Origin of the sequence: Luteibacter sp. 3190 (assembly GCF_031456385.1) — a bacterium.
In the GTDB taxonomy this organism is placed as follows: domain Bacteria; phylum Pseudomonadota; class Gammaproteobacteria; order Xanthomonadales; family Rhodanobacteraceae; genus Luteibacter.
Genome location: NZ_JAVDUO010000002.1, coordinates 38944 through 52298, shown reverse-complemented (window position 1 = coordinate 52298; position 13355 = coordinate 38944). Strand labels below are relative to the sequence as shown.

The window sequence follows — 13355 nt, the reverse complement described above, 5'->3', positions numbered from 1 at the left end:
ATCGGCTCCCACCCTTCGGTAGCAAGGTGCCGCCGCGATCGACGCGGCGATCTCATGAAGCGCCTTCGTCCTGGACGATCATCACCGTCGCGCCGGCCGGACCCGCCACGCCGTGATGCGGCGAACCGGCCGCAGGCTGGATGCTGTCGCCGGGACGGATCACCTGCAGGTCGCCCGTCGGCGCCTGGACGCGGAGCTCGCCCGATACGACATACCCGGCGTCGCCATGCCGCCATGGCAACGACGCGCCCGGTCTGATCGACACCTGCAGCATGCGCAACGCCGGCCGGCCGTCGATGAGCCCGGACACGCCCGCGTTCCCCTCGCCGGAAAGGCGAAGGGTGCTGGCGAGTTCGCGAACGTCTGTTCGTGGCGGTGTCGTCGTGGCGGCGATGGCCGCGCCGATCATGAGGGCGGCGGGTAGCGCTAGCTGGACGGGCGGCATGGCGGCGATCCTTGCGACGTGGGGTGCGGGCATCGTCCTTGCCCGCGTGTGCGCTGTCATGAGAACACTCTCATTCGCATGACTTATTCAGCGTTCGGCCAGCGAACGCCCGCTTCCCGCCACAAAGCCAGCCGCTCCGCAACACGCCGGGCCGCGACGATCCGGGTTCCCATGCCAAGGAGTTCCGCCATGTTCCGCTGGACGCAATCGATCACCGCGAAGGTGCTGGGCATCGGCGCCCTCGCACTGATCATGCTCATTCCGCTCACGCAGGCCGATGGACTGGTGCGCGAGCGCCAGGCGATGCGCGAAGCCGCGTCGGTGCGCGTCGCCGAGGGCTGGGGAGGGCCGCAGACGATCGGCGGGCTCGTCGTCGCCGTTCCGACGCGGCACGAGATCGCCGGCAGCGACGGGCGAATCGCAAGCGTGCGCGACGGCACGGAAATCGTGCTCGCCGATCAGCAGTCGACCGTCGCGGACCTCACCGTCGAGCGCCGGCACGTCGGCATATACGAGGTGCCTGTGTACACGGGCGACGTGACGCTGCGCGGCCGCATCCTTCCCGACGATCTGCGCCGTTTCGCCGCCGACACGGGCTCGACCTGGGCGATGGGCAAGGCCGAGCTGCGCCTGCTCGTCGCCGACACGCGCGGCGTGCAGGACATCACGTCCGTGACGGTCGACGGGCGGCCCGTGCGGTTCGCGTCGTCCGCGGCGCGCATGGGACCTTACACGGTGCTCTCCGCGCCGCTTCCGATCGACGCCGGGCGGACGACACCCATCGATTTCGCGGCCACCCTGCGCATCGCCGGCACGGAATCGTTCTCGGCGTTGCCGCTGGCACGCACGAACAGCGTGCGCATCCGCTCGGCGTGGCCCGACCCCGGGTTCACCGGCGCGCTGCTCCCGGCCAAGCGCAGCGTGACGAAGGAGGGCTTCGACGCCGCATGGCAGGTGCTCGACCTCAATCGCGACTACGGTCAGCACTGGGACGCGGCGAACACGGAAGTTGCCGGCCGCCTCGCGTCGTCGACCTTCGGCGTGAAGCTGCACCAGCCGGGCGGCGTCTACCAGCAGAACGACCGCGCGGGGAAATACGGCCTGCTGTTCATCGCGCTGACGTTCGTCGCGTTCTTCCTCTTCGAGATACTCAAGGGACTGCGCCTGCATCCCGTGCAATACCTGCTCGTGGGCGCGGCCATGACGAGCTTCTACGTGCTGCTGCTCGCGCTCTCCGAGCAGATCGGGTTCGGGGCCGCGTACGCCGTGGCGGCCTCGACCGTGGTGCTGATCGTCGGCGGTTACGCGACGGCGGCCCTACGGGCGCGTGGCGCGGGGCTCTGCCTCGGCGGCGTCCTGGCGCTCGTTTACGTCATACTCTACGGCCTGATCGGCGCGGAACAGTACGCGTTGCTGATCGGTTCGGTGGTTCTGGTGACGGTGATCGCGCTGCTGATGTACCTCACCCGCCGCATCGACTGGTACGCCTACGGCACGCCGCCCCTGCCTTCGACGGAATCGCCATGAACTTCCTCGCCATCGAAACCTCCACGGAAGCCTGCTCGGTCGCGCTCGTCCACGGCGACGAAGTGATCGAGCGCAGCGAGATCGCGCCACGCCGACACGCCGAGCTGGTGCTGCCCATGGCGGACGAACTGCTCGCCGAGGCCGGCCTGAAGCGCGAGGCCCTGAACGGCATCGCGGTGGGTAGCGGCCCAGGTGCGTTCACGGGCGTGCGTCTCGGCGTCTCCCTCGCGCAGGGCATGGCCATGGCGCTCGACGTGCCCGTGGTCACGGTCTCGTCGCTGGAGGCGCTGGCGCTGGAAGCGCCGGAGGACGATGCGGCGATCCTCTCGGTGATCGATGCGCGCATGGGCGAAATCTACGTCGCGGCCTGGCGTCGCGAAGGCGACGGCAGCGTCACGCTGATGGATCGCGAACGCGTGGATACCGCGGCCGCGCTCGTGCTGCCCGAGGCGTCCGGCTGGCACGTGGTGGGTACCGGCTGGGCGACCTACGAAGCCGCGCTGCGCGAACGCATCGCCGCGCCGATCCGCTCGGCGGACGGCGCGCGTTTCCCCCAGGCGCGGCACGTGGCGGAGGTCGCCGCGCGCCGCTTCCGCGACGGGCGGGCCGTGGCGCCCGAACTCGCGCTGCCGGTCTACCTGCGCGACAAGGTGGCGCTGACGCTGGTGGAGCAGGGCAAGGCCTGAGCGGGACCCGCTGCCTTTCGCCAGGAGCTGCAGGTCCTGTTGCCGGGCGTCGAAAAGCTGTCGCGGCCAGGTCCGCTCCCACCAAAGGCCGTGTCCCTCTGACTGTGGGAGCGGACCCGGCCGCGACGGCTCTTCGCGAAGAGCGGCAGGTCCTGCTGCCGGGCGTCGAAAGCTCTCAGCGGGACACAAGCACCGCTTCGATCACGGAGCACACGTGCTCGAACGCGGGGTCGTCGAGCCAGGGACTGTTGGTGATCGTCAGCGTGCGCGCCGCGAAGTCGTGCGCGTTCGGCACGTCGTCGCCGCCGGCCATCCCGCCGAGATAGTCGTAACCGGGCAGCGCGTGGATGAACATCCGCGCCACGCCGTGCCGCGACGACCACAGTCTCGCCAGCACGGCGTCGCGCGTCGTGCGGTCGGGGAGTAGCAGCATGAAATACGGCCAGGTGCCGCCGTCGTCGCGGAACACGGTGACGCCCGGCAGCGTGGCGAGCGCCGGAAGGCGTGACTGCGCCTGCGCGGTCGTCGCGGCGATGAACGGAGGCAGCCGCGCGAACGCCCTGGCGCCGACCGACTGACGCCAGCGGCCCACGCGGTGCAACGGGAAGTCCGGATCGAAGTGCTCGCCCGCGGCGCCGAGCAGATCGTCGCGCCGCAACGCGCGCCGCATCGGACGTCCGTACGCCAGGCCGAGCCCGCGCGGGCGATACAGCGCCGCGTATCCGGTCAGCTCGATCATTCGTCGGGCCTCCCATACCGGGTGCCAGCGCGCGATGCGCCGCGAGGTCCGGGCGAAGCGCTCGCGCCATGCCGCGTCGCGGGAGACGAGGAGTCCGCCTTCGAAGATCGACAAGCCCTTGCCCGCGGCGAGGCTGAAGAAGCCGACATCGCCGAGCGTGCCGGCGAAGCGTTCGCCGCTGCGCGCGCCGAGGGCCTGCGCGGCGTCCTCGACGGTGAGGGCGCCCACGGCGTGAGCGATGGCGTTCGCCGTCGTCACGTCGGCGAGGCGGCCGCCGAGGTGCGTCGGAACGACCGCCAGCGTGCGCTCGCCGCATGCGGCGGCGAGCCGGTCCGGGTCCATGTCGAAGTGACCGGGCGACAGGTCGACGAGCCGCGGCACGAGCCCGGCCCGGCGCACCGCCAGCGGCACGAGCGGGCAGGTGAACGCGGGAATCGCCACCTCGGTGCGGGATCGCGCGTGCTCCGACAGCGTGCGCAGCGCGACCGTCAACGCGGCCGTCCCCGAGCATTCGAGCTGCGCGCCATCCGTGCCGAGCCAGTGCGCGGCGAGGGCCGTCAGGGGAGCGGGCACGTCGCCGCGCAGGTCGGCCAGCCGCAACGGCAGGCCGGCGGTTGGCGGCGCCTCGCGCTCAGGCCGGAACGGCATGGGCGTCGGCCTCTTCGTCGCCTTCCGCGATCGCGAGGCAGACGATGCCCGCGACGATCGCGATCGCTCCGGCGATCTGCGTCGGCGTGACGGGTTCGGCGAAGAGCCACCACGACAGCGCCATCACGCTCACCACTTCGAGATGCGACGCGGCGAACGCGGGCCCGATCGGCGCGTGCTTGAGCAGGCTCATCCAGGTGACGAACGCGCCGATGTAACCGAGCACCGCGCCGTAGATCCAGGGGTGCGCGAAGACGCGCGCGAGCCATGCCGTGCTCACCTCGACGGGCAGCGCGTGCGCGCCCGCCATCTTGAAGCAGACGAGGTTGAGCGAATCGAACGCGAGCAGCAGCGCGAAGCCGACGAGGTAGAACCGTTTCACGATCCCGCTCCGACGATGGCCACGCCCGCGGCGACGAGCAGGATGCCGGTCACGCGCAGCGGGCTGAGTTTCTCGCGGAACAGGATACGGCCCGCGATCATGATGGCCACGATGTTGATGGAGCCCAGCAGCACGCCCTCGGACAGCGGCACCAGCGAGAGGAACGCGATCCACACGACGAATTCGGCGACGTAGCAGGCGATGCCCGTCCAGATCCAGGGGCGCGCGAACATGTAGCGCCAGCGCGCGAGGCCGTCGCCGGCGCGTTCGTCGCCGGCCGCCGCCTTGAACGCCAGCTGGCCGGCCGTATCGAGCAGCACGTTCGCGATCCATAGGGCGAGCACCAGTCCGTGCATCGTCACGCCGCCATGCGCGGCGAACGCGTGTCGCGTGCGACGCGGTTGAAGAAGTCGGCGGTGCGCTCGATCAGCATGCGGCGTTCTCGGTCGATCGTGATCATGTGGTAACTGTCGGCGAGCAGCAGCATTTCGATCGGGCCGCGCACGCGTCGCGCCACGAGGTCCGCGTTCGCGATGCTGGCGACGTCGTCGTCCGCCGCGTGCGCGATGAAGCACGGCGCGACCACCTGCGGCAGCCGGCGGCGCACGTCGCGCGACAGCTTCACCATCTCGGCGAGCGCGGGCCACGGATTGCCGGGCAGGCCGGCGGCCTCGCTGTCGCCCGAGAACATCGCCGCGCTGACCTGCGCGCGCAGTCGCTCGTCGCGAATGCCGTAGGGCGGCTGTTCGATGAAGCTCCGGCGCTGGCCGATGCCGAGGCGCTTGAACAGCGGGAGCAGGAACGAGAGCCTGCCCGTCCAGCCGATGGACCAGCCGTCGTAACGGAAGGTGGCGCCGAAGACGCCGACGCCGTCGATCCAGTCCGGCCGCATGGCGGCCAGCCGCAGCGCGAGCAGGGCGCCCATGGACAGGCCGGCGACGAACAGGCGGTCGACGCGTCCGCGGAGTTCCTCGGCGGCGGCTTCGACGCTCGCGTACCAGTCCTGCCAGGTGGTGGCGAGCAGGTCGTCCTCGCTGCCGCAGTGGCCGGCCAGCTGCACGCCCACGACGGTGTAACCCGCGCGGTTCAGGCCCTTGCCGACCAGACGCATCTCCGTGGGCGTGCCGGTGAGTCCGTGGATGAGGAGGACACCGTCACGACCGCCTTCGAACTGGAATGCCGCCGAATTGCTCACACCGACGCCTCGCGCCTTCGCTTCGATGTGCCCATGGTCCCAGCGAGGAGTTTCAGGCGCCTTTCCGGCCCTGTTACCGTGGGAGCGCACCTGGGCGCGATGGGGGCTCGCGGCACGTTCCCATCGCGCCCAGATGCGCTCCCACGGGCTAGGCGGTCGTCGCGGCCGGGAAGTGGAGTTCGACGCGCAGGCCGCCGGACGCGGCGTGGCGGAAAGCCACCCGTGCGGCGTGGCGTTCGGCGATGCTCTCCACGATGGCGAGGCCGAGGCCCGTGCCGTCCTCGTCGACGCCGGGCACGCGGAAGAAGCGTTCGCCCAGCTGGTCGAGGAACGCGTCGTCGACGCCGGGGCCATCGTCCTCGACGGCCAGCAGGGCCTCGTCGTCCGAGCGTCCGAGCGAGACGGTCACCGTGTGTCCGCGGCCGGCGTAGTGGAAGGCGTTGTCCACGAGGTTGTCGATCACCTCCTGGATCTGCAGCGCGTCCCCGCGGATCGGCACGGGTCCGTCGACGCCCTCGTAGCCGAGGTCCACGCCGAGGTTCAGGGCCTGGTGGACGCGCATGCCCACGGCCTCGGGCACGACGCCCGCCAGGTCGATGATCGCCATGCCGTCGTGGTCGGGCAGGTCGGGCGACTGCGTGCGCGTGAGGGCCAGCAGCTGCGCCGACGTGCGCGCGGCACGCGCGGCGAGGCGGTGCACGTGCGCCAACGCGTCGGCCCGCGATGCCGGGTCGTCGGAGGCTTCGAGCCGCTCGACATGCAGCTGGATCCCGGCCAGGGGCGTGCGCAACTGGTGGGCCGCGTCGGCGATGAAGCGTTCCTGCAGCCCGAGCATGTTGCGCATGCGGGCGAAGAGATCGTCGATCGTGCGGGTGAGCGGGAGTATTTCCACCGGCACATCTTCCTCGCCGATCGGGCCGAGATCGTGCTCGCGCCGCCGCAGGCGGGACATCAGCGGCTCCAGCACGCCGAGACCGTGGCTCACGCCGAACCACACGAGCGAGAGCACCGCGACGATGAGCAACGCCTGCATGGGCAGGCTGAGGAAGAGGATCTCGCGCGCTCGGATGTGGCGGTCGCGCAGGTTCTCGGCCACGGTGATCGTGAGCGTGTCGCCGGGATCCTGGTGGCTGGGCACGCGCATCACGGCGGCGCGCAGCGGCCGATGGCCGAGCATCGTGTCGTACAGCAGCGGCACGGCGTCGACGGCGACCTTGCGCTCCGGTCCCTTCAGCTCGGCATTGCCGATCATCCGTCCGTGGCGATCGCTGATCACCTCGTAATAGTTGCGGCCATCCGGGTCGTACTCGAGCAGGAAGCGCGCCTGTGCGGTCAGTTCGCCGCGCAATGCGTCGTTGCCGATCATCTCGGAAAGGGTCAGCGCGGAGTCCGAGAGATCGGCGTCGTGCACCCGGTTGGAGTACGCCAGCGCCGCGTAGTACGCGATGACGGCGTCGAGCAGCAGCACGCCGAGCACGGGAACGAGGAGGAACGTGAGCAGGCGCCGGCGCAGGCTGGGACGTGCCGGCCGGCGCGGGGCCGCGTGGCGGCGTTCAGGCATCCGCCGATTCTTCGAGCATGTAGCCGAGGCCGCGTATGGTCCGCACGCTCGTGCCGGACCCTTGCAGCTTCTTGCGCAGCCGGTGCAGCGCGATGTCCAGACCGTTGTCGGTGAGGTCCTCGTCCCAGTTGCACAGGGCTTCGACCAGCTGCGCGCGGCTGGTCACCTTGTCCGCGCGCGCGGCCAGCGCTTCCATCAGGCCGAATTCGCGCGCGGTGAGGTCGAGGGCGGCGTCGCCGATCCAGGCGCGGTGGCCGGGAATGTCCAGGCGCAGCCTGCCGATGCGGAACTCCGGCGTGCCGTTGGTGGTGCGGCGACGGAGGAGGGCGCGCACGCGCGCTTCGAATTCCGCCAGGGCGAAGGGCTTCACGAGGTAGTCGTCGGCGCCGAGGTCGAGCACGCGCACACGTTCCTTGAGGCCTTCGCGCGCCGTGACCACCAGCACCGGCACGCCCGAGCCGCGCTTGCGCGCGCGGGCGAGCACGTCGCTGCCGTCCACCATGGGCAGGCCCAGGTCGAGCACCAGGAGGTCGTAGTCGTGATCGCGCAGGGCGTGGTCGGCGCTGGCGCCGTCGGCGACGTGATCTACGGCATGGCCGCCCTGCTGGAGGGAGCTCTTCACGGCCGCGGCGATCGCGGCGTCGTCTTCGGCGAGAAGGATGCGCATGGCGGGAGGATACGCTCCGGAGTGGGTGCGGCGCATGCTGCCGCGGGAGGCTTTCCGGCGTCTTTCCTGCCACTGCGGCGGCTTGCACCGGGCAACCGTTGCCGCTCAATTGCGAACGATTCGCATTGTGGTTTACCATGACCGCCTGTCGAATCAGCGTTTCACAGGGGCGTTCCAGCACATGCGCGATACCGTCGACCGGCAACGCCGCGCGTTCTGGCTGAAGCACCTGCACCGCTGGCACTGGATCAGCTCCGCGGTCTCGCTGGTCGTCCTGCTGCTTTTCTCGGTGACCGGCTTCACGCTGAATCACGCCGCGCGGATCGAAGCGTCGCCACGTGTCGAGCGGCATGCCGCGACCCTTCCGGCGCCGATGGTCCGCACGCTGGCCGGATCGCATGGCAAGTCTGGCCCTCTACCCGATGATGTCGCCGCCTTCGTGGCCGACCGCACCGGCGTGGATCCCGCCGGCCATTCCGGCGAGTGGAGCGAGGACGAGGTCTACGTCTCGCTGCCGCGTCCCGGCGGCGATGGCTGGGTCAGCGTCGACCGGGAGACCGGCGAGGTGGAGTCGGAGGTGACGGACCGCGGCTGGCTCGCGTACCTCAACGACCTCCACAAGGGTCGCAACACCGGCCCCGTCTGGAGCTGGTTCATCGACGTGTTCGCGCTGGCCTGCCTGGTGTTCGCGATCACGGGACTGCTGCTGCTCAAGATGCACGCCGGCCAGCGCGGCATGACGTGGCCGATGGTCGCGCTCGGCTTCGTGCTGCCGGCGGTCATCGCCCTGATCTTCATCCACTGACGGGAACCCCCATGCGTCGACGCCTGCCGCTCGCCCTCTGCCTTGCCTTCGCCGCGCCGGTCGGCGCGGCGGACCTGAACATCACCGTGGAGATCCCCACGCTGAAGGTCAGCGAATACCACCGGCCGTATGTCGCGGTGTGGATCGAGCGCGACAACGCGACGGTCGCCAACCTCGCCGTCTGGTACGAGATGAAGAAGGGCGACGGCGAAGGCACCAAGTGGCTGAAGGACATGCGCCAGTGGTGGCGCCGCGGAGGCCGCGACCAGACGATGCCGATCGACGGCGTCTCCGGCGCCACGCGTCCGGCGGGCCAGCACCAGTTGCGCTTCACGGAAGGCAAGGCGCCGCTCGGCACGCTGGCGCCGGGCCATTACGAACTCGTCGTCGAGGCCGCGCGCGAAGTCGGTGGGCACGAAACCCAGCGCATCGCATTCGACTGGCCGGCGAAGTCCACGCAGCACCTGTCGGCGAAGGGCGCGGAAGAGCTCGGCCAGATCACCCTCGACATCAATCCCTGAGAACCGGAGCTTATCGATGAAGCACGCCATTGTTCGCACCGCGCTCTGCGCCGCCCTCGTCCTGCCGCTCGCCGCGCACGCCCACAAGATGTGGATGGTGCCGTCGGCCACCGTGATCTCCAGCGACGACGCCTGGGTGACCGTCGACGCGGCGGTGTCCAACGATCTCTACTACCCGGATCATTTCCCGGCGAAGCTCGATCAGCTGGTCATCACCGCGCCGGACGGCTCGACGGTGAAGCCCGAGAACGCGTCGACCGGCAAGTACCGCAGCACGTTCGACCTGGCCGTGCCGCAGAAGGGCACCTACCGCCTCGCGCTGGTCAACCAGGGTGTGTTCGCGAACTACGAGGTCGACGGCAAGAAGCAGCGCTGGCGCGGCACCGCCGACGAACTGAAGGGCGCGATTCCCGCGAACGCGAAGAACGTGCAGGTCGCCGAGATGGCCTCGCGCGTCGAGACGTTCGTGACGCAGGGCTCGCCCAGCGTCGGTGCGCTGAAGCCGACGAACAAGGGCCTGGAACTCGTGCCGGTCACGTCGCCGAACGACCTGATGGCCGGCGAGAAGGCGACGTTCCAGCTGCTCATCGACGGAAAGCCGGCGGCCAACCTCAAGGTCGTCGCGATCGACGGCGGCACGCGTTACCGGAACAAGCAGGACGAGCTCGACACCACGACCGACAAGGACGGCAGGTTCAGCTTCACGTGGCCGGAAGCGGGCATGTACTGGGTGAACGCCTCCACGGAAGACGACAGGACTTCGGTCAAGGATGCGAAGCAGCGTCGCCTCGCCTATACGGCGACGCTCGAAGTGCTCCCGCAGTAAAAGCACGATGACGCACGACGACAGGAGCGGCCCCGGCCGCGACAGCACTTCGCGAGGAAGCTTGGGCTCCGTGGCTCGTGGCGTGGCAAGACGCGGCGCGCTCGCCGTGTTCATGGCGTTCCTGTCGTTCGCGTCCATCGCCTCCGCCACGGATGTCCGTCGTTTCGAAGGCGAGACCATGGGAACGACATGGTCGGTGAACGCGGTGCTGCCCGATGGCGCGGACGACCGCGCGATCGAGCGGGGCATCCAGGCCGAGGTGGATCGCGTCGTCGCGCAGATGAGCACCTACGAACCCGACTCCGACCTGAGTCGCTTCAACCGTGCTCCCGCCGGCACGTGGCAGACGCTGCCGCCGGAGTTCTTCGCGGTGCTTCGCTACGCCCTCGGTCTCGCGAAGGATTCCGGCGGCGCCTACGATCCCACCGTCGGCCCGCTGGTGAACCTCTGGGGCTTCGGACCCGACCACCGCCCGCACGAACCACCGGACGCCGCGGCCATCGCCGCCGCGCGCGCACGCGTCGGCTGGTCGAAGATCCGCCTCGACGAGCCGGGGCACCGCGCGTTCCAGCCCGGCGGCGTGTACGTGGACCTGTCGTCCGTCGCCAAGGGATTCGGTGTCGATCAGGTGGCGCGCTTCCTCGACCGGTCGGGCGTGCGGGCTTACCTCGTGGAGGTGGGCGGCGAATTGCGCGCGCACGGACGCAAGCCGGACGGCACGCCGTGGCATGTCGGCATCGAACGGCCCGGTGCGGCCACCGGTGCGGTGGACGATCCCGACCAGGTCGGGCGCATCGTGTCGCTGACGGACAAGGCGATCGCCACGTCGGGCGACTACCGGCACTTCTTCGAAAGCGGCGGCCGGTTCTTCTCGCATCACATCGATCCGCGCACGGGTCTGCCGGTCGCGCACCGGGTCGCCTCGGTGAGCATCGTCGCGGACGACTGCATGCACGCCGATTCGCTCGGTACGACGATGACCGTCCTCGGTCCGGAGGCCGGCATGGCGTACGCGACGAAGCACGGCATCGCCGTGCTGTTCATCCTGTACGGCGAGGACGGTCGTTTCGAGGAACGCGCGTCACCGGCGTTCGTGGCGGCGGCGAAGTCGTGAGCACGTCGTGAGGGCGCTCCTCGGTCAGCTGGCCATCGGACTGGCGCTGCTCGTCGTCGCGGCGTGCTGCTGGCGCCTGCAGGCACCGGCGAGCATCGGCGTTGGCTCGCCGCGGAACGTCGCCGCGGCCGGCGCCATCGCGCTCGCGTGGATCGGCTTCACCGTCCGGATGGCGGCGCGACGAACACCCGACGAACCCCATGACGCGGGCGGCATCCTCGTCGTCCACGCGTCGCAGACGGGTTTCGCGACCGAACTGGCGATGAAGACCGCCGACGAACTGCGCGCGGGCGGAAAGCCCGTCGACATCCGCGGCATCGACGACGTCACGCCCGCCATGCTCGCGCAGGCGACGCGCGCGCTGTTCGTCGCGAGCACCACGGGGGAGGGCGACGCGCCGGATGCGGCGACCGCGTTCCGCCAGCGTGCGATGCGCGCGCCCGCGGCACTCGGTGGACTCGCCTACGGCGTGCTCGCCCTCGGCGACCGCGATTACGACGACTTCTGCGCCTTCGGCCGCGAGCTCGATGCCTGGTTGCGCGCCAGTGGCGCAACGCCGCTGTTCGATCGCGTCGATGTCGACAACGGCGACGAGGGCAGCCTCCGTCACTGGCAGCACCAGGTCGCGCACGTGGCCGGTACGACCGGACTCGCCGACTGGCGCAGGCCCGCATATCAGCCGTGGCGTCTCGTCGAGCGGCGCCTGCTCAATCCCGGCAGTGCCGGCGGACCGTGCTTCCATGTCGCGCTCGCGCCGAGCGACGAGACACATCTCGCATGGGACGCCGGCGACATCGCCGAGGTCGGGCCTCGGCGGCACCGTGCGGATGAAGCGACGCACCCCCATCGCGAGTACTCCATCGCGTCGCTGCCGACGGATGGTGCGATCCACCTGGTCGTGCGCCAGATGCGTGGCGAGGATGGCGATCTCGGCATCGGGTCGGGCTGGCTGACCGAGCATGCGGCCATCGGCGACACGATCGATCTCCGCGTGCGTCGCAACGCGGGGTTCCATGCGCCCGCCGACGACCGGCCGCTGCTGCTCGTCGGCAACGGCACCGGTATCGCGGGACTCCGTGCCTTGCTCAAGGCGCGCATCGCGCAAGGGCGATATCGCAACTGGATGGTCTTCGGCGAGCGGCATAGCGCGGTCGACCGTCTGCATGTCGACGAGCTGGTCCAGTGGCATGCGGAGGGCGGGATCGAGCGCCTGGACCTCGTCTGGTCGCGCGAATCGGCGACGGAGCGCTACGTGCAGGATCGCCTGCGTGCCAGCGCGGAAGCGCTGCGCGGGTTCGTCGCGGACGGCGCGAGCATCCACGTCTGCGGCAGCCTCGCCGGCATGGCGCCGGGGGTGGATGCCGTGTTGCGTGCCACCCTGGGTGACGTCACGGTCGATGAACTCGCGTCGACGGGGCGCTATCGGCGCGACGTCTACTGACGCTCTCGCGAGCACCCATCGCCGATCGTATCGGCGATCCCGCGGCAGCGGGCCGAATGCCGGTGTAGCAGGATCGGCAGGAGGTCCTCAGACCACCCGAAGCAGCACCTTCCCTTCCCGCATGCCATCGAACCGCAGCGACGTCAGGTCCGTCACCCACTCGACGTTCGGGGGCACCTCTTCCGGATGATCGCCCGCGATGGCGATGACCCGCGCACCCGCGGCGAGGCCGGCGTCGATGCCCGCCTTCGCGTCTTCGAACACCAGGCAGTCCTTCGGATCGGCACCCATGCGCCGCGCACCGAGCAGGTAGCCCTCGGGATCGGGCTTGCCGAGCGTCACGATCTCGCCCGTCACCATGCGAGGCGGCGGCACGATGCCCGCGGCGCCGAGACGTGCCTTCGCCAGTACGGTGTCGGCCGAGGTGACGATGGTCCACGCCTCGGGCGGCAGCGAGGCGAGGAGTTCCACGGCGCCCGGAATCGGCACGATGCCGTCGACATCTTCGACCTCCTCGCGATAGAGGCGCTGGTACACCGCCTCCACGTCCATGCCGGGCTTCGCGAACATCTCGACCGAATCGCGCATGCGCACGCCATGCAGTCGCGGCAAGACCGTGTGCCAGTCGATGCCGTTCTCGTCGCACCAGCGCTTCCAGATCTTCTCGACGACGACGCGCGAATCGATCAGCGTGCCGTCCATGTCGAACAGCAGGGCCTGTGCCTCGATGACCGTGCCCGATTGAAGTCGCATGATGCCTCCGGAAGGTGGAAAGCCTTCCACCATACCGGAGCATCG

General features: G+C 70.0%; 15 protein-coding genes. 7 read left to right on the top strand and 8 right to left on the bottom strand.

Annotation, left to right across the window (positions count from 1 at the left end):
- Window positions 1-52: 52 nt before the first annotated feature.
- Complete coding sequence (locus J2X58_RS10165; RefSeq protein ID WP_310047995.1) at window positions 53-445, bottom strand: hypothetical protein; 393 nt, start codon at window positions 443-445, stop codon at window positions 53-55.
- 189 nt (window positions 446-634) lie between these two features.
- Between J2X58_RS10165 and creD the strand changes: the two genes are divergently transcribed.
- Window positions 635-1972 carry a cell envelope integrity protein CreD gene (creD, locus tag J2X58_RS10160; RefSeq protein ID WP_310047993.1) on the top strand — a complete coding sequence of 446 codons (1338 nt, stop codon included), beginning with the start codon at window positions 635-637 and terminating at the stop codon, window positions 1970-1972.
- Window positions 1969-2658, top strand: a complete 690-nt coding sequence (gene tsaB, locus J2X58_RS10155; protein ID WP_310047991.1) for a tRNA (adenosine(37)-N6)-threonylcarbamoyltransferase complex dimerization subunit type 1 TsaB — start codon at window positions 1969-1971, stop codon at window positions 2656-2658. Before creD ends, tsaB begins: the two co-directional genes overlap by 4 nt.
- Window positions 2659-2833: 175 nt before the next feature.
- Here tsaB and J2X58_RS10150 read toward each other — a convergent pair whose 3' ends face one another.
- The 6 genes from J2X58_RS10150 to J2X58_RS10125 form a co-directional block, all read right to left on the bottom strand.
- On the bottom strand, window positions 2834-4045 hold the full coding sequence (locus J2X58_RS10150; protein ID WP_310047988.1) for a DegT/DnrJ/EryC1/StrS family aminotransferase: 1212 nt from the start codon (window positions 4043-4045) through the stop codon (window positions 2834-2836).
- Window positions 4029-4427 (bottom strand): EamA family transporter, encoded by a 399-nt coding sequence (locus tag J2X58_RS10145; RefSeq protein ID WP_310047985.1) that lies wholly within the window; start codon window positions 4425-4427, stop codon window positions 4029-4031. The genes J2X58_RS10150 and J2X58_RS10145 overlap by 17 nt, the downstream gene beginning before the upstream one ends.
- Window positions 4424-4783, bottom strand: coding sequence for an EamA family transporter (locus tag J2X58_RS10140; RefSeq protein ID WP_310047984.1), 360 nt, complete (start codon window positions 4781-4783; stop codon window positions 4424-4426). Before J2X58_RS10140 ends, J2X58_RS10145 begins: the two co-directional genes overlap by 4 nt.
- A gap of 2 nt (window positions 4784-4785) precedes the next feature.
- A complete protein-coding gene (locus tag J2X58_RS10135) occupies window positions 4786-5622 on the bottom strand; it encodes an alpha/beta fold hydrolase (protein ID WP_310047980.1) in 837 nt (278 codons plus the stop codon).
- Between the two features lie 148 nt (window positions 5623-5770).
- The gene (locus J2X58_RS10130) at window positions 5771-7183 is read right to left on the bottom strand and encodes a sensor histidine kinase N-terminal domain-containing protein (protein WP_310047978.1); all 1413 of its coding nucleotides are present in this window, start codon (window positions 7181-7183) and stop codon (window positions 5771-5773) included.
- Complete coding sequence (locus J2X58_RS10125) at window positions 7176-7850, bottom strand: response regulator transcription factor (RefSeq protein WP_090055516.1); 675 nt, start codon at window positions 7848-7850, stop codon at window positions 7176-7178. The genes J2X58_RS10130 and J2X58_RS10125 overlap by 8 nt, the downstream gene beginning before the upstream one ends.
- 181 nt (window positions 7851-8031) lie before the next feature.
- On the opposite strand from J2X58_RS10125, the gene J2X58_RS10120 reads away from it, so the two are divergent.
- The 5 genes from J2X58_RS10120 (at window position 8032) to J2X58_RS10100 (ending at window position 12557) form a co-directional block, all read left to right on the top strand.
- Entirely contained in the window at window positions 8032-8655 is a 624-nt protein-coding gene (locus J2X58_RS10120; RefSeq protein WP_310047975.1) for a PepSY-associated TM helix domain-containing protein, read from the top strand.
- An 11-nt stretch (window positions 8656-8666) separates the two neighbouring features.
- Window positions 8667-9176, top strand: a complete 510-nt coding sequence (locus J2X58_RS10115) for a DUF2271 domain-containing protein (protein ID WP_090051969.1) — start codon at window positions 8667-8669, stop codon at window positions 9174-9176.
- A gap of 16 nt (window positions 9177-9192) precedes the next feature.
- Window positions 9193-10002 carry a DUF4198 domain-containing protein gene (locus tag J2X58_RS10110; RefSeq protein WP_310047974.1) on the top strand — a complete coding sequence of 270 codons (810 nt, stop codon included), beginning with the start codon at window positions 9193-9195 and terminating at the stop codon, window positions 10000-10002.
- 82 nt (window positions 10003-10084) lie between these two features.
- On the top strand, window positions 10085-11116 hold the full coding sequence (locus J2X58_RS10105; protein WP_310047973.1) for an FAD:protein FMN transferase: 1032 nt from the start codon (window positions 10085-10087) through the stop codon (window positions 11114-11116).
- A 7-nt stretch (window positions 11117-11123) separates the two neighbouring features.
- Window positions 11124-12557: a sulfite reductase subunit alpha gene (locus J2X58_RS10100; RefSeq protein ID WP_310047971.1), complete on the top strand. Its 1434-nt coding sequence runs from the start codon at window positions 11124-11126 to the stop codon at window positions 12555-12557.
- A gap of 87 nt (window positions 12558-12644) precedes the next feature.
- Here the strand turns inward: J2X58_RS10100 and J2X58_RS10095 are convergent, their stop codons facing one another.
- Window positions 12645-13310, bottom strand: a complete 666-nt coding sequence (locus J2X58_RS10095; RefSeq protein WP_310047969.1) for an HAD-IA family hydrolase — start codon at window positions 13308-13310, stop codon at window positions 12645-12647.
- Between the last annotated feature and the right edge of the window lie 45 nt (window positions 13311-13355).

Excerpts from the sequence above, each read along its gene's own strand:
- J2X58_RS10130 (WP_310047978.1), bottom strand. The coding sequence starts at position 7,183 with ATGCCTGAACGCCGCCACGCGGCCCCGCGCCGGCCGGCACGTCCCAGC.
- J2X58_RS10095 (WP_310047969.1), bottom strand. The coding sequence starts at position 13,310 with ATGCGACTTCAATCGGGCACGGTCATCGAGGCACAGGCCCTGCTGTTC.
- J2X58_RS10140 (WP_310047984.1), bottom strand. The coding sequence starts at position 4,783 with ATGCACGGACTGGTGCTCGCCCTATGGATCGCGAACGTGCTGCTCGAT.
- J2X58_RS10120 (WP_310047975.1), top strand. The coding sequence starts at position 8,032 with ATGCGCGATACCGTCGACCGGCAACGCCGCGCGTTCTGGCTGAAGCAC.
- J2X58_RS10165 (WP_310047995.1), bottom strand. The coding sequence starts at position 445 with ATGCCGCCCGTCCAGCTAGCGCTACCCGCCGCCCTCATGATCGGCGCG.
- J2X58_RS10125 (WP_090055516.1), bottom strand. The coding sequence starts at position 7,850 with ATGCGCATCCTTCTCGCCGAAGACGACGCCGCGATCGCCGCGGCCGTG.
- tsaB (WP_310047991.1), top strand. The coding sequence starts at position 1,969 with ATGAACTTCCTCGCCATCGAAACCTCCACGGAAGCCTGCTCGGTCGCG.
- creD (WP_310047993.1), top strand. The coding sequence starts at position 635 with ATGTTCCGCTGGACGCAATCGATCACCGCGAAGGTGCTGGGCATCGGC.
- J2X58_RS10115 (WP_090051969.1), top strand. The coding sequence starts at position 8,667 with ATGCGTCGACGCCTGCCGCTCGCCCTCTGCCTTGCCTTCGCCGCGCCG.
- J2X58_RS10150 (WP_310047988.1), bottom strand. The coding sequence starts at position 4,045 with ATGCCGTTCCGGCCTGAGCGCGAGGCGCCGCCAACCGCCGGCCTGCCG.
- J2X58_RS10110 (WP_310047974.1), top strand. The coding sequence starts at position 9,193 with ATGAAGCACGCCATTGTTCGCACCGCGCTCTGCGCCGCCCTCGTCCTG.